Here is a 19,407-nt window from a genome sequence, read left to right as displayed (position 1 = left end):
GGCCTGTCGCCCACAGAGTGGGCTGCTACGAAGAACGAACCCTGTAGGGAGCGACTTGGGGCGCCACCGCTGCAGCGCCTGCCGGCGTTTGGTCGGCCGGGTCCGACCCTACAAAGAGCGTACCCTGCGGCGACTGCCTTGGAATGCCGTTGTAGCAGGAATCGAGAGATGGTATCTACAACCGAGCCTGTAGGATGCTGACCTGGCTGCCGGAGCATCCGGCTCGACAAGCTGCTTACCGCTTACCGCTTACCGCTTACCGCTTACCGCTTACCGCTTGTGGCTTTTAGGACCTTAGTCCTCGTTCAGCCGGATGCCGCCCTCTTCGATGGTGATCAGGCGCTGCTTGTAGAGGGTTCCGATCGCCATCTTGAAGCTCTTTTTGCTGGTGCCGAACAGGTCGGCGATCAGTTTCGGGCTGCTCTTGTCGTTGACCGCCATGAAGCCGCCTTCCTCTTTCAGCCGGTCCAGAATATCCCCGGCGATGCCTTCGACCTTGCCGAAGCCGGGCTTGTGCAGCACCAGGTTGATCTTGCCGTCCGGACGGACATTCTTGATGAAGCCGTCGATCTGCTCGCCGTAGCGTAGCGGCCGGTAGGCATCGTTGTCGTAGATCACGCCGCTGTACTGATTGTCGATGATTGCTACGTAGCCGATATCGGTGTGGTCGCCGACCAGCAATTTGACCGGCTGGCCGGCTGTGTAGTCATGTGGCCCGTTGTCGATGAACTTGTTCAGCTTGGTGCTGGCGGCGATCCGGTCGCTGGCCGGGTCCAGATAGATATAGACGATCGCCCGCTCGCCCTTTTTCAGGGTTTTCTTCTGCTCGCCGAACGGTACCAGCAGGTCTTTCGGCAGGCCCCAGTCGAGGAACGCGCCGGTGCGGTTGACGTCGTTGACCCGCAGGCAGGTGAACTGGCCGACGGTGGCCAGCGGCTTTTCGGTGGTGGCGATCAGGTAGTCTTCCGAGTCCAGGTAGATGAACACCTCCAGCTTGTCGCCAACTTCGGTACCTTGCGGTACGTAACGGCGCGGCAGCAGGATTTCGCCCAGCTCGTAGCCGTCGAGATACAGGCCGAAGTCACGTTCTTTGATGGCGCGCAGGGTATTGTACTGGCCAATGGCGGGCATGCTGTTCAGTCCTCGGACGGGGTTATCAATGACAGGGGGAATGATACCGGCCTTGCCGCCGGAATGCTTGTCCAACGATTATTTTCGCTTCTATTCAGAAGTCGATGGTTTCGCCGTGCAGCAGTGCCTGGATCGGCCGATCCGGCACCAGCTGCCGGCAGCGATCGATGATCTGCTGCTCGAAGCCCGGCTTCAGGTGGGTGATGCGGATCGGGCAGTCATGGCTGAACTGGGCCAGCTCGTCGGCCAGCTGGCTCGGCGTCAGGTGACCGCTGAGGGTGGCTAGTTCCTGTACGTCGTCGGTGAACGACACATCGATGATCAACAGCTCCGGCTTGGCCCGGTTCAGGATCGGCCACAGCGCCGGATTGACCCCGTTGTCACCACTGAAAGCGAAACTGGCCTGGCCGTCGTTGATCAGGTAGCCGACCGTGGGGGTCGGGTGGTGGGCCGGCAGGGCGGTGATCCGTTTACCGGCCAACTCGATCTGTTCGCCGACCCGGATCTCGTGCAACCGCAGAATCGGTGCCTGTTCCGGCAGTTGGGTGTAATCGGGCCACAGGGTCCAGTTGAAGATATGTTCGCGCAGCGCCTGTGTTACTTCCGGCAGCGCGTAGACGTCGATCGGATGCTGGTGGGCATCGTAGATGGTGGCCAGCATCAGCGGCAGACCGGCGATATGGTCGATATGGGCGTGGCTGATCACCAGATGGCGAATCGCCAGCATCTGCGCCATATCCAGCAGTTCGATACCGGTACCGGCGTCGATCAGCAGTTCCCCGTCCACCAGGAAGGTGGTGGTCTTCAGCCCTTTGCCGATACCGCCGCTGCAGCCGAGAATCTCCAGCTTCACCTGACCTTGCCTACTACTCAAATATTCCAGAGAGCCGCCATTATGGCAGATAATACCGAGCCTGGGGGAGGGAAATATCGGATCTGCCCGTTTTTGCCGGCAAAGCCGGCAGGTACCCCTATACAGGCTCTGTCTTTAGCACAGTTCGTTCAACGCGGTTTTGCAACCTGGGGGCGCCACAATGTCTGCAGTACTGACGCTGGATCTGCGCAGTTACCAAGCTGAAACCCATCGCCACCGGCATGACTACCATCAGCTGGTACTGCCGCTGGCCGGCTGCCTGGAGATGGAGGTGGAGCGCCGGGACGGCGAGGTGACCGCTCGCCAGGCGGCGATTATTCCGGCCGGTGCCGAGCACGGTTTCGCCGCCCGGGGCGACAACTGTTTCATGGTGGCTGACCTGCCGGCGGCACTGGCGCCGGAGCTGACGCGGCTGCCAGCCTTTGTCGAGCTGGATACCGGGTTGAACCACTATCTGCAGTTCCTGGGGCATGAGTGCCGGCGTGGCTCGGCGCTCGATGGGGCGGGGCCGGCCCGCTCGATGCTGCTCCTGCTGGTGCAGCTGCTGGCGGAGCGGTTCGGCGAGGCGTTGCCGGTCGACCAACGGCTGGCGCGGGCGCGGGACTACCTGGAACAAAACCTGGACCGCCCGTTGCGCATAGCAGAACTGGCGCAGGTGGCCCACCTGAGCGTACGTCAGCTCAATGCGCTGTTCCGCCGCCAGTTCGATTGCACGCCGCAGCAGTACCTGCTGGCGGTGCGGATGCAGCGGGCTCGCGAGCTGCTGTCCGCCGGCGGACTCAGCGTGCAGCAGGTGGCCGAGCGCTGTGGCTACGCTAATCTATCGGCGTTCAGCAACCGTTTTTCCCGTCACTTCGGTTGTTCGCCGCGCCAGTTGCGCGCCCGGCAGCTCGGCTAGCAGCGCCGGAACGGCAAACAATCGCGCCGGCTCGGCAAAGTTGGGTTACGCCGGATCCTTTATGCTGGTGCTTTCCAGATCCAGTGTTGTTTGAATGACGCTGGCGACTACCAGAGCAGATAAAGGAGCCGAACTGATCGATGACCACCCTGAGCCAAACCGAAAAACCGGCCACCACCGGCCCGGCCACTGCGATCGGTTTCGTTTCCATCCTGCTGTGGGGCGCACTGGCCCTGCTGACGACTTTGACCGGCGGCAGGATCCCTGAATTTCAGCTGTTGGCGATGACGTTTACCCTGGCGTTCTGCTGCATGCTGGTGAAGTGGGCGCTGCTGGGGCAGAACCCGCTGCGCTACCTGCGCCAGCCGGCGCCGGTCTGGCTGCTCGGTATCGGCGGGCTGTTCGGCTACCACCTGTTTTACTTCATTGCGTTGGGCCGGGCGCCGGCGGTGGAGGCCAGCTTGCTGGCCTACCTCTGGCCGCTGCTGATCGTGCTGCTGTCGGCGCTGTTACCCGGCGAACAACTGCGGCTGGCTCATCTCCTGGGCGCCTTGCTGTCGCTGGCCGGTTGCTGGGTGCTGATCGGCGCCGGAGGCAGTTTCGACGCACAGTACCTGATCGGTTACCTGGCGGCGGCGGCCTGTGCGTTGATTTGGTCGGGCTATTCGGTTGCCAGCCGATTGTTCAAGGCGGTGCCGACCGATACCGTCGGCTGGTTCTGTGGCGCCACCGCGCTGCTGGCCTGGTGCTGCCACTTCGCCTGGGAGCAGACTGTCTGGCCGGTGACGACGCTGCAGTGGTTGGGCGTGCTCGGCCTGGGGCTGGGGCCGGTCGGCATCGCGTTTTTCACCTGGGACTACGGCATCAAGCACGGCAATCTGCAGCTGCTCGGCGTGCTGGCCTACAGCGCGCCGCTGATCTCGACGCTGCTGCTGATCGCCGCCGGCCAGGCGCAGGGCAGCAGCCGGGTGCTGTTCGCCTGTGGCGCGATCGTGGTGGGTGCGTTGATCGCCGGGGTGTTGGGGCGCCGGCGGCCGGCCGGTTGATTTTTAGTCGACCGCCGGTGCGCTCTGTGTCTATAGTGTGGGTCCGGGTCGGTTGGCAAGCCTTGGTAAGAGTGGCTGGCTTGCGCAGCTGCCGGCCCGGAACGATAACCGGGACGGTTGTTTCCCCGCTGCCAGTCAGGATGGCCAAATCGATGTTCACTACCGGTGTCCGGCAGGAAAACTAGTACTAAATGAGTAGTTTTTCTGGCCCAACGCACCATATCTGGTTCTTCCCGCCGCTGGCTAAGATGCAGGCATACAGATCGTCCTACCGTGTTCGCTTAGGCAGATAAAAACAAAGAGGCTAAGAACCATGATTTACGCACAGCCAGGTACCGAAGGGTCCGTCGTTTCATTCAAATCCCGTTATGACAACTTCATCGGAGGCGAATGGGTCGCGCCGGTGAAGGGAGAGTATTTCCAGAACACCACGCCGGTCACTGGTCAGGTGATTTGTGAGGTGCCGCGTTCCACCGCCGAGGATATCGAGCTGGCGCTGGACGCCGCTCACGCCGCGAAGGACGCCTGGGGCCGTACCTCGGTTACCGAGCGTTCCAACATCCTGCTGAAAATCGCCGACCGTATCGAAGCCAACCTGGAAGCCCTGGCCGTGGCGGAAACCTGGGACAACGGTAAGGCGGTGCGTGAAACTCTGGCGGCTGACGTGCCGCTGTCGGCCGACCACTTCCGTTACTTCGCCGGCTGTATCCGTGCCCAGGAAGGTTCGGTGGGTGAGATCGACCAGAACACCGTTGCCTACCACTTCCATGAGCCGCTCGGCGTGGTCGGTCAGATCATCCCGTGGAACTTCCCGTTGCTGATGGCGGCCTGGAAACTGGCGCCGGCACTGGCCGCCGGCAACTGCATCGTGCTGAAACCGGCTGAGCAGACCCCGGCGTCGATCCTCAAATTGATCGAAGTCATCGGTGACCTGCTGCCGGCCGGCGTGTTGAACGTGGTCAACGGCTTCGGTAGGGAAGCCGGCCAGGCGCTGGCGACCAGCAAGCGGATCGCCAAGATCGCCTTCACCGGTTCCACCCCGGTCGGTTCCCACATCCTGAAGTGCGCGGCGGAAAATATCATCCCGTCCACCGTTGAGCTGGGTGGCAAGTCACCCAACGTCTACTTCGAAGATGTGATGAACTACGAGGACAGCTACCTGAGCAAGTGTGTCGAAGGCACCGTGCTGGCGTTCTTCAACCAGGGCGAGGTATGCACCTGCCCGTCCCGCCTGCTGATCCAGGAGAGCATCTACGAAGACTTCATCCAGCGGGTGATCGAGCGCTCCAGCCAGATCAAGCGCGGTAACCCGCTGGATACCGACACCATGGTGGGTGCTCAGGCCTCGCAGGAGCAGTTCGACAAGATCCTCTCCTACATGGAGATCGGCAAGCAGGAAGGCGCCGAGTTCCTGATCGGTGGCGGCGCCGAGCAGTTGGGCAGCGGTTTCGACAGCGGCTACTACATCCAGCCGACGCTGCTGAAGGGGCACAACAAAATGCGGGTGTTCCAGGAGGAGATCTTCGGCCCGGTTGTGTCGGTGACCACCTTCAAGGATGAGGCCGAAGCACTGGCCATCGCCAACGATACCGAGTTCGGCCTGGGTGCCGGTGTCTGGACCCGCGATATGAACCGCGCTTACCGGATGGGCCGTGGCATCGAAGCCGGTCGTGTCTGGACCAACTGCTACCACCACTACCCGGCCCACGCGGCTTTCGGTGGCTACAAGAAATCCGGTGTTGGCCGCGAAACCCACAAGATGATGCTGGATCACTACCAGCAGACCAAGAACCTGCTGGTCAGCTACGACGTCAACCCGCTCGGTTTCTTCTGATTCTTGTTCTATCCGGACGCTCGACCGAGCCTTTCACGCCGCCCAACCGGGCGGCGTTTTTTGTTAATTTGAGTTAACAGTTTCTGGTTGTGAGTTAACGGTGCTTTACAGCGCGGTTGTGTGCCGGACAGGTAGTGCTGGCCGCCCTGAAACTACGGCAAAGCAATTTGTGTTTCCCATTCCTCCCCCCAGCAACCACCGGGTATTCCGGTCAACAGCTGCTATGACGCCGGTCGCTGATGAAAGTTGTTCATACAGGCCGTGTAATCTCCTGAAAATTGAAGTTTAACTTCGGTTTGTATACTGTCCGTTTTCTGTACATAGTTTCTATAGAGATGTAATGACTATGATACAGATAACCCTGATCGCAGGTCGGTGACCGGTTTTTATCTGTGACAGGGCATTGCTCGGCGGTGCCCGTCTTTACCGACCTTGTTTTCCGTTACCAACCGGAGGTATGCAGCCTCCAGAGAGGATTCCCAGATGAGAAGCGTGGCTCTCTCTGTCGGCCTCTTATCAGTGACGATTTTACTGCCAGCCGAGACGGCGCTCGCGCAGGCAGTTAATACCAGGATGTATGGCGCAGACGCTCCCTTTACCGTCGAACAACTCCCCCCCGGTCAGCTCCGTTCTGCACTCAGTTCGTTGCCGCCCCAGGCTCAGGCACAAGCACTGAACTGGTTGCACAGTTTCACTTTCTCGGAAGCCGATATCGACTACCTGCGGGTCGATGGCGAGGGTGGGATCTATTACAGCGATACCTATACGCCTGAACAGATAGCGGAAGAGGCCGGCGAGCCGGCACCGCCGGAGGGTGAGCTGGCGATGCCGGCGATGGATGATCCGTTCAGTCTGCACAGCAAGCCCGGTTCCGGCAATGTGGTGTTCCTGGATTTCGATGGCCACCAGATCACCAATACGGCCTGGAACAGTGATCATGCGGTGCTGGATGCGTTGCCGTTCGACCTGGATGGTGACCCTGCCAGTTTCAACGCCGACGAGCGCAATCGGATCGCCGAGATCTGGAGCCGGGTGGCGGAGGACCTGGCGCCGTTCGATATCGACGTGACCACCGAGGCGCCGGCCAGCTTCGGGCCGAATACCGGGCGGATTCTGATCACCGAGGACAGTGATGCCAGCGGTAAGGCGATGCCGGCGCAGGGGGCTGGCGGGGTGGCCTATGTCGGGGTCTGGGGCATTTCCAGTTATGCCTCTTACTACTCGCCGGCACTGGTCTACTTCGACAACCTGGGCAACGGCGGGCCGACCTATGTAGCCGAAGCCTCGTCCCATGAGTTCGGCCACAACCTGGGACTGTCACACGATGGTGGTGCCGGCGGCAGCTATTACACCGGTCACGGCAGCGGCTATATCTCCTGGGCACCGATCATGGGGGCGGGCTACTACAACAACGTCACCCAGTGGAGCAAAGGGGACTACGTCAGTGCCAACCAACACCAGGACGATCTGCAGATTATCGACAGTAAGCTCGGCTACCGGGCGGATGATCATGGCGACGATCTGCTCAGTGCCAGTCCACTACTGGTCGACTCCGCTGGCGTAGTCGCGGCGACTAACCCGGAAACCGATGCTTACAACGAAGCGCCGGAAAACAAAGGGATCATCGAGCGCGGCAGCGACTTCGACCTGTTCTACTTCGATGCCGGCGCCGGCCTGATCGATCTGACCGTGAATCCGGCCTGGGATGCTTTCTATCGCAACACCCGCCGTGGCGCCAACCTGGATATCGAAGTCAGTCTGCTCGATGCGTCCGGTAACCTGGTGGCCTTCGACGATCCGCTTGACGATACCTATGCGGCGCTGAATCTCTCCGTGCCTGCCGGTCGTTACTATCTGAAGGTGACCGGCATCGGTAACTCCGCTTCCCCCTATCCAGACTACGGCAGCCTGGGGCAGTACTTTATCCGGGGCCTGATCACACCGCCGGAAGCTGTTACCAACCAACCGCCGGTGGCGGCGTTCTCCTCGGTCTGCAATGGCCTGGCATGCAACTTCACGGATAATTCCAGCGATAGCGACGGCAGCGTGCAGGGCTGGCAGTGGAGCTTCGGTGACGGCAGCAGCGCTACCAGCCAGAACCCGAGTCACAACTATGCGACCGCCGGCAGCTACACGGTGACCCTGACGGTAACCGATGACCAGGGGGCCAGCGATAGCAGCAGCCAGACGGTGACAGTCAGCGATGGCAATGCGGCGCCGATCGCGGAGTTCAGCTTCAGTTGCAGCGATCTGAGCTGCAGTTTCAGCGACCTGTCCAGCGACAGCGACGGCAGTGTACAGAGTTGGCAGTGGAATTTCGGCGACGGCAGCAGTTCGACCAGCCAGAACCCGAGTCACAGCTACGCGGCCGCCGGCAGCTACACGGTGACCCTGACCGTGACCGACGATCAGGGTGCCAGCGACAGCAGCAGCCAGACGGTGACGGTCAGTGAACCGCCGGCAACGCCGCCGGGGGTACCCTCGGGCGTCAGCGCGCTGGACAACGGTGACGGTACTGCGACGGTCGCCTGGCAGGGTGAGGCCGGCGCGGACAGCTATGAGGTCCAGCGTGAACGCCTGCATCCGAAGAACGGTCGCTGGGGCGGCAACACCCTGGTCGCGACGGTTGGCGGCAGTACCACCTCGATCACCGACAGCAGCGGCAGCGGTACCTTCCGCTACCGGGTCCGCGCATCGAATGGCAGCGGTAGCTCCGACTGGAGTGGCTGGATCAACGTCGATGTCACCGATGGGAGTGGCGGCGGTGGCAGTGGTGGCAACGGCAACGGTGGCTGCAACGGTAAGAAAAAGTCCTGCTAAGCCACCGCTTGTCGCTTGCTGAATCAGCCGACAGCGCCGGGCGAATCGCCTGGTACTGTCGGCTTTTTTGTATCCGGCGTTTCCCGCCAAAGCTGGATGGCACTGGCGAAATCCCTCGGCTGGGCAATCCTTTCTAATATCCGAACCGGGAGGATCCGATGATGAAACTGGTTGCCAAGAATGACCTGGTGGTCGAGGACGATGATCGACTGAAACAGTGGATCGTCGGCCTGTACGACGAATCCGGCTACAACGTCTGCCAGGTCGATATGCTGGCCGGCGAGCATGCGCAGCGGGCGAGCGGTATCCAACCGCAGGTGCTGGCCCACTACCACGAGAACCTGGGCTCACTCGAACAGGAGGAGATCTGCACCCGGCTGTGTGATGCGATCGAACAGGCCTTCAACCGCCATCCAGAGGATCTGGATCACTTTCACCGGGTCATTGAACATGACCCGGAATTCGCGTTCGAGATTTAACGTTACTACCGCCGCCGGATAATCAGGGACAGTCCGATGCGGTCTTGCCCAGGTTGTAGTCCTGGCTCTGGTTGCCGGTGATATTGGTATAGGGGGTCGGGTGGTCCGGCGGGTTGCAGACCACCTTGTTGGTGGCTATCGAGATGGTGCCGGTCCAGCTGTCGTCGGCGGCAATCGGCCCGACGATACAGGCGTAACTGCTGGACGAGCTGTTGCACTGCACGCCGTAGTTGCCACTGCCCGAGGCCCCTTGGAACTGAATGCCGCTACCATAGGTGGCAATGCTGCCGCTGATGGTCAGGGTGTAGGGTTCGGCTTCCTCCTCCAGCGGCGTTTCCTCCTCTTCAGCCGGAGCCTCTTCCTCTTCAGCCGGAGCCTCTTCCTCTTCGACCGGAGCCTCTTCATCCTCCGCCGGGGTCTCTTCCTCTGCCGGTTCTTCCGCCGGTAACTCAATACCACTCAACTGGCTGAGCAATTTGCCCGACTCCAGCGGATCGTTCAGCGCGATGATCGAATCCAGCGTGACCGAGTGGTTGCCCTCCTTATCACTCCAGCCGACAGTGATGGCGACCGTCTTGTAATTGGGGGTGGCGTTGCTGGTCACCGTCCGGCTGATACTGTAACTGGCATTGGTGCCGCTGTGGCTGGCCGAGCCGTTGACGATGTCGTCGCTGTAGGCATCGTCGGTTATGAAATAGCGCAACTGTTCCAATTGCTGTTCGGCCACCGCCAGCGCTTCGGTCTGAGCCTTGCTCTGGTTGTTGTCCTGCAGCGAATTATTCTGCAGGTTCGTCAGGGTAATCAGGCCCAACGAGACGGTCACGGTGGTCACCAGCAACTCCACCAGGGAGACGCCGCGTTGTTTATGGTTGTGTTGAGGCAATTTCATCGCCGGCTCCTAGAAATCCTTCCAGCTGCCCGGAATCCGCGGGGCGATGCCGCTCTTCAGGTGGCCGGTGTCGCCGCCGGTCAGTGACCAGTCGGAGATGGTGGTATTGGCGTTCAGGTCGGATACGTCACCGTTGACCGCCACGGTGCCATAGACATCGGTGCCGCCCCAGCCGTTGGCGCTGTCACAGGCGCTGTCCATGAACACCACGCCATAGATGGTCGGGTTGCCGTTGATCGTGGGGCAGTTGGCGACGGCATCGAAAACCAGGATCACCGGCTTGCTGGCCGATCCCCAGGAGGTATGGTAGTTGGCGGTACTGGTGACCCACACCACGGTGCGGTCTTCGTCGGCGACGCCGTTGGCCACTTCCTGGTCGGCGATCGCCTTCATCTCCGTCCGGGAAACGCTAAACAGCTGATTCCAGAGGTCGCCGCTGAAGGCGTCATTCTCGGTGGCGCCGCCATGAACGTTCAGGTGGCCCAGCTGGATGCAGTCGCTGCCATCGACGGTGCTCGGCTGGGAGGTGGAGATGGCGCTGCCGAAGGGGCCGCCGCTGCCGTAGCCGGAGGGGTAGATATCCGGATTGCCGAGCGCGCCGGAGAAGCAGCCGTCGATAATCATCGGCGGGCCCAGGCTGGTAGGGTTTGCCAGCAGGCTGTTGTTGTAGATGTACTGCTGTACGCTGGCGCTGATATTGGCGGCGCTGGCGGCTACCACAGAGGCGGTTACCCGTACGTAGTTCGGCTGGCTTGGGTCGCGCTGGTAACCGACCGTCGCGGTGAACTGCTCGCCGTTGTTGCCGGTGAGGGTCGGTGCAGCGCTGCTCGGGCTGGCGATTTCGACGCTGCCGGAGGTACTCCAGCTGGGGTTGTTGCTGGTGTACCAGGCGATACCGTACTCCAAGGCCGCTTCGGCGGCATGGCGGGCTTCCTTGGCGCGGGTGTCGTTGTTGGTGATCCGTTGCTCGATCAGGGTGGTGCGTACCATGCCGAACGCGGTCAGGGTGGCGGCCAGCAGTACCACCATGCTGATCGCCAGGGTGATGAAGCCAGCTTGCTGGCGCAGCGGAGCACGGCAGGTAGAGGAAGCGAGTTTCGTCATGGTGGCACCTATGGGGTTACCGCAACGAATTTGTCGTTGCGGATCCGCAACGATTCGGTCAGCGAAATCTGGGTGGCGGTGTTGTCGACCAACCGGCCGCTGAGGTTGATATCGACCCGTCGGATATGCTGGCAGGGAGCGCCGGAGCTGCACGGACAGCCCGACGTATCGGTGGCGACATTCAGGCAGCTTTCGTTGAGGGTAAAGGTCAGTGCGGTGAGCTCGATCTCCGGGGTGGTGACCGTTTCCCAGCCGCCGTTGTCGGTGCAGGCGAAGCTGTTGCCGCCGGTCCGTTGCTGCAGGGCACCGTCGTTTAACCGGAAGCCGAACTGCTCCATATCGCCGGCGGTGGCGCTGCCGTCGTCGACGGTCTTGTCCTCGTCCAGGTCATAGCTGTAGAGAATGCAGGAGTTGGCGGCTTCATCGGTGAACGCCGAGACCGCCAGGTCGTTGCCGCCGCTGGTGAACGGGTTGGCACTCAGGTCGTCGCTGCCCGGTAGCGCGGCCCAGTAGCCGGCCCGCCGGATATCCTGGGTCATCACGGTTATCGCGGCACGCAGCTCCTCGACCAGCCGGGTCTGGTCACGTGTGCCGCTGGTGGTGCTGACCACGGTGACGTAGTAGTGCAGCGCCACACCGACCACCACCAGTGCCAGGGTGAGGCTGATCATCATTTCGACGAATGAAAATCCCCGCTGGCGCGAGATAGAGTCGCTCAGCATGTCGGGTACCCCGTCACATAGCTGTTCCCTGCTGGCGAGCAGATCCGCACCCGGCTCAGCGCGGTGACTGCGACCTGCAGCTGTTGGCCACTGGCCGACTGCAGAACCACCTGGCCGCTGTCCGCGCCGCCACGCACCGAGGTGAAACTGGTGCTGGTAGCGCCAGAGAAGTTGGCTGAGGTCATGCTGACAGCGGAGTAATCGCTACTGCTGACTACCTTCAGGTTGTTGACACCGGCGGTATCCAGTACACAGGCATCGGCGTCACCGGTATCGGTCAGGCTGCAGTCGCAGGCGCTGTTGAGGTTGAGGCCGTAGCACCAACTGGTGGCGCCATCGGTGCTGAAGCTGACGGTGATATTGCCGCTGACGCCTCGCATTACCGCTTCGCTACGGGCAAGATAAAGGTCGCTGGCGATGGTTTCGGCGGCGGATTGCAGCCGGCTGCGATCGATATAGTCGCTGAATGAAGGAAGCGCCACGCCGACCAGGAGGGTGATCACCGTCAGTGACACCAGCAGTTCGACAGCGGTAAAACCTGCACTGTGCTTCAAAAGTTCAGTCCGTTGACGCATGGCGAGAAAAATAGGTCCTTATTTAGGCCATACTCTAGTTCACCAGCTGTCGTAAGGGAAATTAAACCGCTTAGCGTTTGATCCAGGTAAAGGATTTGGGGTAAGGAGGAGTCGTGTCCCGGCGAATGGAAACTATTGGTTGTAAAACGGAGCAACATTGCATGAAGGGCAGGGAGGGCTGCTGCAGCAACGGTTTTACCCTGATTGAGCTGCTGATAAGCGTTGCCATCCTCGGCATTCTGGCGGCAATCGCCTACCCGAGCTACATGGATTCGGTTCGGGAGTCGCGCCGGTTGGATGCGATCAACAGCCTGCTGCGAATCCAGCTATTACAGGAGCAGTGGCGCGGCAATGATACCGACTACGGCACCCTGGCGGAGATCGGCTGGAACGGCACCGGATCCGAAGATGGCTACTACACCATGGCGGTTACCGCCAACTCGGCGGCCGGCTTTACTGCCACCGCGACACCGGCGTCGGGCAGTTCCCAGACCAGCGACAGCTGCGGCACCTTCGCCGTCAACCAGGATGGAGCCAGCCATAGCGGTGGTTATGCGGACGCCGATTGCTGGAATAAATAGGGTTCTCCGCGCTTTAGCGGGAAACCTCGAACCTGTTGTGCCGCTTATCGCTTGCAGCTCCCCATAGGGCTGTATCGATCGACCGGTCGGCGGTTAGAGGTGGGTTGCCAGGTGCCAGCCGGTGCTCTGGCCGATCACCTCTTCCAGCATGGCGATCTCGCGTGCCAGCTCACGTGACAGGTTGATCATCAGCAGACCAAAATCGGCCGGGAAGTCGATATGAAGGTCATAGAACTGACCGCTGCTGATCTCCAGCACCAGCGTCTCCTCCGCCGCCACGGCAGTGCCGCTATGCGGCTTCAAGGCGATCATGGTGTCGAAACCCATCTGTTCGCCGCTGAGGAAATGTCGGGTCAACACGTCGTGTCCTTCGCAATGCTTATAAAACGCGAAATCCCCCTCCAGAACGACCCCGAAGCCGGTGACCGGCGAATGCCACTGGTAGAGGATCTCGCCCTTGCTCAGCCGTTTGATTTCGCCATGCCGTAGCAGGCTCAGAATGGCGGCGTCCGAGAGAGCGCCGAAGGTGGACAGGTCATGCAGATAGGGTAAGCCGAGGGTGTCGATAACGGTGTTGGCGTCGACGGTCTTCATGTCGGTATCTCCAGCCGGCCGGACGGGGCAAATGTGCGCGACTACGCATCTCCTTTACCCCCAATATATATGATCCCCATCGGCTTAAATATCTCCACTTTTCCGCTGGAAATACCGGTAGCTGGTTCCATCAGACGTGCAACAGTACCCGCCGGAAGCCGACCGAGCGGACCAGTTTGACCAGCGCATTCAGGTCGTTCAGCGAAATCACCTTGTCAGCCTCGTCTACCAGCATGAACATCTTGCCGGATTTCTTATAGACCGAAGCGAACCAGTGGTCGTTCTGGCTAGGGTTGCGCATGATTTCGGCACTGGTCAGCTTGCCGTCGCTATATAGTGTTTTTGCTTGTTTTAACGTCATCAGCTTGTTCTCAGAGGGGATAAACGGCAGTCATTTTATCGGATAAATTTTAACATTGGATGTAACTATATCGATCAGCAGCTGGCGCCGGACGGGCGCCAGCCAGTGTTCGGCGAGGAAACGGAAGGCAGGGGCTGACAAGGAGGCCGGCCGGAGCGTTGCTCCAGCCTGACAGGGGGAGGTGGGGCGCTTAGTAGTCCTTGTACTCGCTGAACGTGCTCAGCTTGTTGTCGCTATCCAGCGCATAAACCGCAAAGTCATGCTTCGGTGCCCCGGCCATATCCATGCCGGGGCTGCCGGACGGCATGCCGGGTACGCTCAGCATCTGCACCTTGCCGGGCGAGGCCAGCAACCGCTTGATATCCTGTGCCGGCACATGGCCCTCGATCACCACGCCGTTGACCACTGCGGTGTGGCAGGAGGCCAGCTGCGACTGTACCCCCAGCTGCTGTTTGACGCTGTTCATATTCTGCACCACTACGTCGTCTACCTTGAAATTGTGGTCCTTCAGATGGCTGACCCAGGCCTTGCAGCAGCCGCAGCTGGCGCTGCGATAGACGGTGATCGGCAGGCTGCTGTCGGTTTTGCCTTCAAGCCAGACCGGGTTGGCGGCGTTGGCTGGCGCGGCAAGTGGCAGCAGGCCGGCCAATAGTACCGACAGGGACAGGGTGCGCAGGGACGTTTTCATCATAATCTCCAGGTCGAATCCAGGTTGCATCGGTGGCGGGCCCAATCGCCAATTGGGGTTACAACTGCTTTTGCATCCGCCAATTGACCAGCTCGATGCCGTTTCGTTCCAGCCGGTTGGGCTGGAGCTGAGCGAAATCAAATTTACGGAACAATGGCAGGGCGGTTTCACTGACATCGACGTCGAGCCGGCGAAGACCGAGCGAGCGGGCTTCGCTCAGCAGGTGCTCGAGCAGCGCTGAGCCGACGCCTCGACCGGCATGGTCGGGGTGTACGTAGATGCAGTCGATGTAGCTGTCCGCCGGGATCAGTTCGGCAAAGCCGGCCAGCCGTTGCTCGATCTCCGCTATCCAGGGCCGGGTCTGTGCCAACCGCTGCTGCCAGAACGGCAGGTCGAGCTGCGGAGACGCCCAGGCGGCGCGCTGCTCGGCGCTGTAATGCTCGGCGGCCAGCTGCTGCACGCTGGCATGGAACAGCTGGTGGATGGCGACACTGTCATCGGGCCGCCAGCGGCGGATCTGGATGCTCATTTAGCTTCCTTCCTATTGGCAATCGGGATATTCGGCCTTGGCGTGTGCCAGGAACAGTTCGCCCAGCCGGCGTGCCGCCGGGCCGGCAAACTCGCCGCGGCTGTAGGTCAGGTTCAGCTGTACGAAGCGCTGCCATCCCTCCTCCAGCGGCAGCTGTTTAAGCCGGCCCTGCTCCAACTGGTGGCGGATTTTGGGCTCAGGGTACCAGGCGTAACCCAGTCCCAGGCAGGCGGCGCGGATCGAAGTGTGCAGATGGCTCAGCGTCCAGCGCTGGTCGGCGCCGAGCCAGCCGGCGTCTATATTGCGGCTGCCGGAATCGCGAACCACCAGCTGGCGGTGCTTGCGCAGGTCGCGCTGGGTCACCGGCCGACCGAGCTGGTGCAGCGGGTGGTTGGGGTGGGCGACGGCGATAAAGCGGGTCCGCATCAGCGGGGTGCTCAGATGGCCGACCGGCACCACGCCGCTGATCGCCAGGTCGACCGCCTTGTTGCGGATCGCCTCTTCGGTACCGCTGAGCACCGTCTCGCGCAGCTCAACCCGGATCTGCGGCGCCTCGGCGGCGAACTGGGCCAGGCAGTGCAGCACCAGTTCATCCGGCACGATGGTATCGACCGCGATGCGCACTTCCGCTTCCCAGCCTTCCGCGTACTGGGCGGCCAATTGCTCGGTCAGGGCGGCTTCCTCGACCAGTGTCTGGGCACGCCGGTACAGCGCCTGGCCGGCGCCGGTCAGCACCGCTTTGCGACCGGACAGCTCGAAAATCCGCACCGACAGCGCGGTTTCAATCTTCTGGATCGCGTAGCTGACCGCCGACTGGCTTTTTTTCAGTTGTTCGGCGGCCTGGGCATAACCGCCGGCATCGACCACCGCCAGCAGTGCCTGCCATTGTTCCAGGGTGACTTGAGGTTTCATGATTTATCTAATTATTTGATTAAATCTTGCTTAATTTTGCTATTTTTAATCGGTAAATTAAATATGAAAATAGCTCCATCGTTGAACGACAACCGCATTCGGAGCTATTCAGATGACCACACTTCTTCACATCAAAAGCAGCCTGTTCGGTGATGCAGGCCAGTCCAGCCAGCTGGCGGATCGTTTCATCGCCCAGTGGCAGCAGAAGCACCCGCAGGGCCGGGTGATCGTCCGTGACCTGGTCGGTGAGCCGATTCCGCACCTGGACGCAGTACGGATGACCGCACTGGGTACCCCGGCGGAGCAGCTTAATGCCGGCCAGCAGGAGGTCGTTGCCTTCGCTGACCAGTTGCTGGCGGAGATTCAGCAAGCCGATCAGATCGTGCTGGGCCTGCCGCTGTACAACTTCGGCGTACCGTCGCAGATGAAAGCCTATTTCGACCACCTGGCCCGCGCCGGTGTCACCTTCCAGTATACCGAGAATGGCCCGGTCGGCATGATCGACAGCAAGCCGGTGGTGCTGTTCGCCACCCGTGGTGGCCTGTACCGCGACAGCGGCGCCGACTTCCAGGTACCGTTCGTCAAGCAGTTCCTCGGCTTTATCGGCCTGTCCGAAGTCGAGGTGGTCTACGCCGAAGGACTGGCGATGGGCGACCAGTCCGAACAATCGCTGGCACAAGCACACAGTGCCATCGACCAGCTGGTCAGCGCTGCCTGATCAGCCCCTTCCCGTCAGTGCTCTTTAGCCGCCGCTGTCTCACCGCGGCGGCGGTTTTTTTCTGTCTGTCTCTAACAGCCCAGGGTGGTTTCCCGGCCTGAGCAGCTATGCTTTTCGTTAAGGATTGTGCAATTGCGGAACCGGCTGCGGCCGGTCGGCCTTGTGCGACGAACGGCGAGACAGACGCAAAACCCTATGAAGATATTATCCAGCTGGCTATGCAGGTGCCAGGCCCGGTGGTGGTTAGCCGGCCTGCTGCTGGCCGTCCTGCCGATGTTGCTCCAGGCGGCGCCGGAACTGATCTTGCACAACGCCCGGGTGCTGGTGTTGGACCAGCGCTTCAGTGAGGTGCAGGCGCTGGCGATCGAGCAGGGGCGAATTGTCGCGACCGGGCGCGACCGGGCAGTGCTGGCGCTGGCCGATGAACAGACCCGGATCGAGGATATGCAGGGCCGGATGTTGATTCCCGGCCTGATTGACAACCATATCCAGGCAGTGCGGGCCGCCCGGCTGTGGCGAAACCAGGTGCGGCTGGACGGCATTACCTCCTACCGGCAGGCGCTCGAGCGTATCGCCGACAAGGCCAAAACCCTGCCGAAAGGGGAGTGGATACTGACCCTGGGCGGCTTTATCGAGCGCCAGTTCCTCGACCAGCCGAACGGTTTCCGGCTTGGCGATCTCGATCGGGTTGCGCCCGATCACCCGGTCTATCTGCAACACCTGTTCGATTGGGGCTACGTTAACAGCCGCGCGCTGGCCGCAATCGGCATCGATGCCCGCGTGCCGAACCAGCGGCGCTCCGGTCTGCTGTTGGACGATGAGGGCTTTCCCGGTGGTGCGGTAGCCTTGCAGACCCAACGGCGGATTCTCGCGGCGCTGCCGAAACCCACTGACGAGCAGCGGCTCGACAGTGCGCGTCAGTTGATGGCGGATCTGAACCGGGTTGGTCTGACGACCGTACTGGATGTGGGCGGGGCGGATATCCAGCCGCGGGACTACCAGCCGTTCCAGCAGCTGGACCAGCAGGGGGCTTTGCCGTTGCGGCTGTACTATCTGAAGCCGCTGGTCGCACGTAGCCCGGGGGCCGGCAAGCAAGCGGACCTGGACTGGCTGAACGACTGGCAACCGCTCAGCGGCAGTGATTATTACCGGGCCATCGGGGTCGGCGAACAGCTCTATCTGCCGGAGCGGGAGAGTGTCGGCCGGCTGGCCGGAAGCCAGCACCACGCCCACGAGGCGTTCTACCGTTATGCCCGCCTGCTGGCCGAGCTTGGCATCCACCTGCAACTCGTCGCCGGTACCGAGCACAGCCTCAAGATCCACCTGAACCAGTTCGAACGGCTGGCCGAGGAGTTTGACCTGCGCCCGCTGCGCTGGACCTTCGCCTATGCCGATGGCATCGGCACCGAGCTGATCGGACGGCTGCACAAGGCCGGTTTCAACATCGCGGTCCATGCGCGGCCCTGGTTGATCGGCTACCGCTTTCATGCCCGCTTCGGCAGCAAGGCCTACCAGATGACGCCGTTGAAAGCCCTGACCGAACAGAAGATCGACTGGGGACTTGGTTCCGACAGCCCGGTTGTTGCCAGCTATAACCCGTTCCATACTCTGAGCTGGGCGGTAACCGGCACCATGGTCGACGGAACCCCGATCTCCAAGCAGAGCGTCAGCCGCCAGCAGGCGCTGATCGCCCATACCCGCAGCAATGCCTGGCTGCTGTTTGCCGAAAACCGGCTGGGCACCCTGGAGCCGGGCAAACGTGCCGACCTGGTGGTGCTGGACCGGGATTACCTCAAGGTGCCGGTCGAGCAGATCCGCGATATACGTCCCTGGGCGACCATGGTTGACGGTCGCTGGGTGTACCGGGCGCAGCCCGCAGCTGGCAGCAACCTAGCCCGCTAGGCGTTTATACCGCGGTTCTCTCAATCTGTATAATGCGCGCCGGTTTTTCGGCAGGAGGGGCGGCATGTCCACTAACAGCGATATCGACTTTGAACAGCTGATGGCCGGCGAAGGGGTGCAGCCGGTTCGTAAGGGACAGGACCGGGCCGACCTGCACAAGGCAGCCGCCAAGCGCGACCAGCAGGCTATGAAGGCGCGTCGGCAGGCGGCGCTGGCCGGCGAGGAGGATGGCCTGACGTTGAAAGAGGTGCCGTTGCTGGATCCGTACGACCCGGTCGAGTGGAAGCGTGACGGCGTGCAGGACGGTGTCTACCGCAACCTGCGCCTCGGCAAATACCAGGTCGATGCCCGGCTGGACCTGCACCGCAAGACGGTGGTGGAGACCAAGCTGGAACTGGTCGACTTCCTGCGCGAGTGTCAGCAACATGGTATCCGCACCGTGCTGGTCAGCCACGGCCGTGGTGCCCATCAAAAAGCGCACGGCAATGTACTGAAGAGTTACCTTAACCAGTGGTTGCCCCATATCGACGAGGTACAGGCGTTCCACTCGGCACAACGTCAGCACGGTGGCCTGGGAGCGATATACGTGCTGATTCGTAAAGGCGACGCCCAGCGCCAAGCCAATTGGGAGCAGCATCAGAAGCGTTGATCGGTGGCGCGTTATCTGCCACTCAAATCAAGAGGGGATGGAGTGGGCGGCACATTTTCATTAGAATAATGAGAATTATTTGCAGCTAACAAGGAAAGTAT

At 61.3% G+C, this 19,407-nt stretch carries 20 protein-coding genes; 9 read left to right on the top strand and 11 right to left on the bottom strand.

The genetic code is table 11. The annotated features are described in order from the left end of the window. Nucleotides 1-294 precede the first annotated feature (294 nt). Complete coding sequence (locus K6T12_RS04515) at nucleotides 295-1,131, bottom strand: CvfB family protein (RefSeq protein WP_222219898.1); 837 nt, start codon at nucleotides 1,129-1,131, stop codon at nucleotides 295-297. A 94-nt stretch (nucleotides 1,132-1,225) separates the two neighbouring features. Beyond that, complete coding sequence (locus tag K6T12_RS04510) at nucleotides 1,226-1,984, bottom strand: 3',5'-cyclic-nucleotide phosphodiesterase (protein ID WP_315853562.1); 759 nt, start codon at nucleotides 1,982-1,984, stop codon at nucleotides 1,226-1,228. A gap of 181 nt (nucleotides 1,985-2,165) precedes the next feature. Between K6T12_RS04510 and K6T12_RS04505 the strand changes: the two genes are divergently transcribed. The 5 genes from K6T12_RS04505 to K6T12_RS04485 all read left to right on the top strand — a co-directional run bounded on the left by K6T12_RS04505 (nucleotide 2,166) and on the right by K6T12_RS04485 (nucleotide 9,082). After that, nucleotides 2,166-2,903 carry an AraC family transcriptional regulator gene (locus K6T12_RS04505; RefSeq protein WP_222219896.1) on the top strand — a complete coding sequence of 246 codons (738 nt, stop codon included), beginning with the start codon at nucleotides 2,166-2,168 and terminating at the stop codon, nucleotides 2,901-2,903. 140 nt (nucleotides 2,904-3,043) lie between these two features. Continuing rightward, a complete protein-coding gene (gene yddG / locus K6T12_RS04500; protein ID WP_222219894.1) occupies nucleotides 3,044-3,949 on the top strand; it encodes an aromatic amino acid exporter YddG in 906 nt (301 codons plus the stop codon). 313 nt (nucleotides 3,950-4,262) lie between these two features. Continuing rightward, nucleotides 4,263-5,783: an acetaldehyde dehydrogenase ExaC gene (exaC, locus tag K6T12_RS04495; RefSeq protein ID WP_222219892.1), complete on the top strand. Its 1,521-nt coding sequence runs from the start codon at nucleotides 4,263-4,265 to the stop codon at nucleotides 5,781-5,783. 681 nt (nucleotides 5,784-6,464) lie between these two features. Further along, nucleotides 6,465-8,603, top strand: coding sequence for a PKD domain-containing protein (locus tag K6T12_RS04490; protein ID WP_222219890.1), 2,139 nt, complete (start codon nucleotides 6,465-6,467; stop codon nucleotides 8,601-8,603). Between the two features lie 158 nt (nucleotides 8,604-8,761). After that, complete coding sequence (locus K6T12_RS04485; protein WP_222219888.1) at nucleotides 8,762-9,082, top strand: hypothetical protein; 321 nt, start codon at nucleotides 8,762-8,764, stop codon at nucleotides 9,080-9,082. Between the two features lie 22 nt (nucleotides 9,083-9,104). Here the strand turns inward: K6T12_RS04485 and K6T12_RS04480 are convergent, their stop codons facing one another. From K6T12_RS04480 to K6T12_RS04465, 4 genes are read right to left on the bottom strand one after another with little or no spacing between them, the layout of a single operon-like run. Further along, the gene (locus tag K6T12_RS04480; protein WP_222219886.1) at nucleotides 9,105-9,971 is read right to left on the bottom strand and encodes a type IV pilus modification PilV family protein; all 867 of its coding nucleotides are present in this window, start codon (nucleotides 9,969-9,971) and stop codon (nucleotides 9,105-9,107) included. Nucleotides 9,972-9,980: 9 nt separating this feature from the next. Beyond that, nucleotides 9,981-11,075, bottom strand: a complete 1,095-nt coding sequence (locus K6T12_RS04475; protein ID WP_222219884.1) for a pilus assembly PilX family protein — start codon at nucleotides 11,073-11,075, stop codon at nucleotides 9,981-9,983. An 8-nt stretch (nucleotides 11,076-11,083) separates the two neighbouring features. Next, the gene (locus tag K6T12_RS04470) at nucleotides 11,084-11,797 is read right to left on the bottom strand and encodes a prepilin-type N-terminal cleavage/methylation domain-containing protein (protein ID WP_222219882.1); all 714 of its coding nucleotides are present in this window, start codon (nucleotides 11,795-11,797) and stop codon (nucleotides 11,084-11,086) included. Beyond that, complete coding sequence (locus K6T12_RS04465) at nucleotides 11,791-12,351, bottom strand: GspH/FimT family pseudopilin (protein ID WP_222219880.1); 561 nt, start codon at nucleotides 12,349-12,351, stop codon at nucleotides 11,791-11,793. Before K6T12_RS04465 ends, K6T12_RS04470 begins: the two co-directional genes overlap by 7 nt. Before the next feature lie 182 nt (nucleotides 12,352-12,533). Here K6T12_RS04465 and K6T12_RS04460 point away from each other — a divergent pair, with 182 nt between their 5' ends. After that, nucleotides 12,534-12,953, top strand: a complete 420-nt coding sequence (locus K6T12_RS04460; RefSeq protein WP_222219878.1) for a type IV pilin protein — start codon at nucleotides 12,534-12,536, stop codon at nucleotides 12,951-12,953. Nucleotides 12,954-13,046: 93 nt separating this feature from the next. Here the strand turns inward: K6T12_RS04460 and K6T12_RS04455 are convergent, their stop codons facing one another. From K6T12_RS04455 to K6T12_RS04435, 5 genes are all read right to left on the bottom strand, one after another. Next, complete coding sequence (locus K6T12_RS04455) at nucleotides 13,047-13,547, bottom strand: Crp/Fnr family transcriptional regulator (RefSeq protein ID WP_222219876.1); 501 nt, start codon at nucleotides 13,545-13,547, stop codon at nucleotides 13,047-13,049. Nucleotides 13,548-13,677: 130 nt separating this feature from the next. Beyond that, the gene (locus K6T12_RS04450) at nucleotides 13,678-13,908 is read right to left on the bottom strand and encodes a hypothetical protein (protein WP_222219874.1); all 231 of its coding nucleotides are present in this window, start codon (nucleotides 13,906-13,908) and stop codon (nucleotides 13,678-13,680) included. 190 nt (nucleotides 13,909-14,098) lie between these two features. Continuing rightward, complete coding sequence (locus tag K6T12_RS04445; protein WP_222219872.1) at nucleotides 14,099-14,596, bottom strand: DUF411 domain-containing protein; 498 nt, start codon at nucleotides 14,594-14,596, stop codon at nucleotides 14,099-14,101. Between the two features lie 58 nt (nucleotides 14,597-14,654). Next, nucleotides 14,655-15,125: a GNAT family N-acetyltransferase gene (locus K6T12_RS04440; RefSeq protein WP_222219870.1), complete on the bottom strand. Its 471-nt coding sequence runs from the start codon at nucleotides 15,123-15,125 to the stop codon at nucleotides 14,655-14,657. Between the two features lie 12 nt (nucleotides 15,126-15,137). Further along, a complete protein-coding gene (locus K6T12_RS04435) occupies nucleotides 15,138-16,037 on the bottom strand; it encodes a LysR family transcriptional regulator (RefSeq protein WP_222219868.1) in 900 nt (299 codons plus the stop codon). A 112-nt stretch (nucleotides 16,038-16,149) separates the two neighbouring features. Here K6T12_RS04435 and K6T12_RS04430 point away from each other — a divergent pair, with 112 nt between their 5' ends. The 3 genes from K6T12_RS04430 (at nucleotide 16,150) to smrA (ending at nucleotide 19,306) form a co-directional block, all read left to right on the top strand. Further along, entirely contained in the window at nucleotides 16,150-16,755 is a 606-nt protein-coding gene (locus K6T12_RS04430; protein ID WP_222219866.1) for an FMN-dependent NADH-azoreductase, read from the top strand. A 273-nt stretch (nucleotides 16,756-17,028) separates the two neighbouring features. After that, nucleotides 17,029-18,657, top strand: coding sequence for an amidohydrolase (locus K6T12_RS04425; protein ID WP_222219864.1), 1,629 nt, complete (start codon nucleotides 17,029-17,031; stop codon nucleotides 18,655-18,657). 64 nt (nucleotides 18,658-18,721) lie between these two features. Then, nucleotides 18,722-19,306: a DNA endonuclease SmrA gene (gene smrA, locus K6T12_RS04420; RefSeq protein WP_222219862.1), complete on the top strand. Its 585-nt coding sequence runs from the start codon at nucleotides 18,722-18,724 to the stop codon at nucleotides 19,304-19,306. The last annotated feature ends 101 nt before the right edge of the window (nucleotides 19,307-19,407 follow it).

This window comes from Marinobacterium arenosum (assembly GCF_019795155.1).
GTDB lineage: Bacteria > Pseudomonadota > Gammaproteobacteria > Pseudomonadales > Balneatricaceae > Marinobacterium_C > Marinobacterium_C arenosum.
Note: the sequence above shows the minus strand (reverse complement) of the source record. Positions and strands in the feature narration are given on the sequence as shown.

Bases quoted from the DNA above. Each gene is read 5' to 3' on its own strand.
- K6T12_RS04515 (WP_222219898.1), bottom strand. From the start codon at position 1,131: ATGCCCGCCATTGGCCAGTACAATACCCTGCGCGCCATCAAAGAACGT.
- K6T12_RS04505 (WP_222219896.1), top strand. From the start codon at position 2,166: ATGTCTGCAGTACTGACGCTGGATCTGCGCAGTTACCAAGCTGAAACC.
- yddG (WP_222219894.1), top strand. From the start codon at position 3,044: ATGACCACCCTGAGCCAAACCGAAAAACCGGCCACCACCGGCCCGGCC.
- exaC (WP_222219892.1), top strand. From the start codon at position 4,263: ATGATTTACGCACAGCCAGGTACCGAAGGGTCCGTCGTTTCATTCAAA.
- K6T12_RS04485 (WP_222219888.1), top strand. From the start codon at position 8,762: ATGATGAAACTGGTTGCCAAGAATGACCTGGTGGTCGAGGACGATGAT.
- K6T12_RS04480 (WP_222219886.1), bottom strand. From the start codon at position 9,971: ATGAAATTGCCTCAACACAACCATAAACAACGCGGCGTCTCCCTGGTG.
- K6T12_RS04475 (WP_222219884.1), bottom strand. From the start codon at position 11,075: ATGACGAAACTCGCTTCCTCTACCTGCCGTGCTCCGCTGCGCCAGCAA.
- K6T12_RS04470 (WP_222219882.1), bottom strand. From the start codon at position 11,797: ATGCTGAGCGACTCTATCTCGCGCCAGCGGGGATTTTCATTCGTCGAA.
- K6T12_RS04460 (WP_222219878.1), top strand. From the start codon at position 12,534: ATGAAGGGCAGGGAGGGCTGCTGCAGCAACGGTTTTACCCTGATTGAG.
- K6T12_RS04455 (WP_222219876.1), bottom strand. From the start codon at position 13,547: ATGAAGACCGTCGACGCCAACACCGTTATCGACACCCTCGGCTTACCC.
- K6T12_RS04450 (WP_222219874.1), bottom strand. From the start codon at position 13,908: ATGACGTTAAAACAAGCAAAAACACTATATAGCGACGGCAAGCTGACC.
- K6T12_RS04445 (WP_222219872.1), bottom strand. From the start codon at position 14,596: ATGAAAACGTCCCTGCGCACCCTGTCCCTGTCGGTACTATTGGCCGGC.
- K6T12_RS04440 (WP_222219870.1), bottom strand. From the start codon at position 15,125: ATGAGCATCCAGATCCGCCGCTGGCGGCCCGATGACAGTGTCGCCATC.
- K6T12_RS04435 (WP_222219868.1), bottom strand. From the start codon at position 16,037: ATGAAACCTCAAGTCACCCTGGAACAATGGCAGGCACTGCTGGCGGTG.
- K6T12_RS04430 (WP_222219866.1), top strand. From the start codon at position 16,150: ATGACCACACTTCTTCACATCAAAAGCAGCCTGTTCGGTGATGCAGGC.
- K6T12_RS04425 (WP_222219864.1), top strand. From the start codon at position 17,029: ATGTTGCTCCAGGCGGCGCCGGAACTGATCTTGCACAACGCCCGGGTG.
- smrA (WP_222219862.1), top strand. From the start codon at position 18,722: ATGTCCACTAACAGCGATATCGACTTTGAACAGCTGATGGCCGGCGAA.